Below are 357 nucleotides of genomic sequence, written 5' to 3'. Positions count from 1 at the left end.
CGCAGCTGAACACGAAGAACAGCACCATCACCACCATCAACAGGTGGGCACGGCGCAGAATCTGCCCGCTGCGCTCATCTGCGTGGTCGCCGTAGCGGCGTTTCTGGTCCACGGCGAAGGCCGAGATGATTGGCGAGTGGTTGAAGGAAAACACCATCACCGGAATGGCCAGCCACAAGGTGTGCAGGAAGGCCGAGGCCGGTGGCACCTGGGTGGCGCTATCGAGGATACCGCCAGTCCAGTGCGGCACCAGGTACAGGCCCAGCAGCGCCAAGGCAACGATGAACGGGTACACCAGCAGGCTCATGACCTTGACCGTGGCCTGCTCGCCGCAGCGCACGATGGCCAGCAGGCCAA

At 63.6% G+C, this 357-nt stretch carries 1 pseudogene; it reads right to left on the bottom strand.

Annotated elements, in window-relative coordinates:
* Window positions 1-357, bottom strand: a pseudogene (locus tag GYA94_RS26930) (HAAAP family serine/threonine permease); the annotation flags it as partial.

Source organism: Pseudomonas juntendi, assembly GCF_009932375.1.
GTDB classification, from domain to species: Bacteria; Pseudomonadota; Gammaproteobacteria; order Pseudomonadales; family Pseudomonadaceae; genus Aquipseudomonas; species Aquipseudomonas juntendi.
The sequence above is the reverse complement of the archived record's forward strand: the minus strand, read 5'-3'. Positions and strand labels throughout refer to the sequence as shown.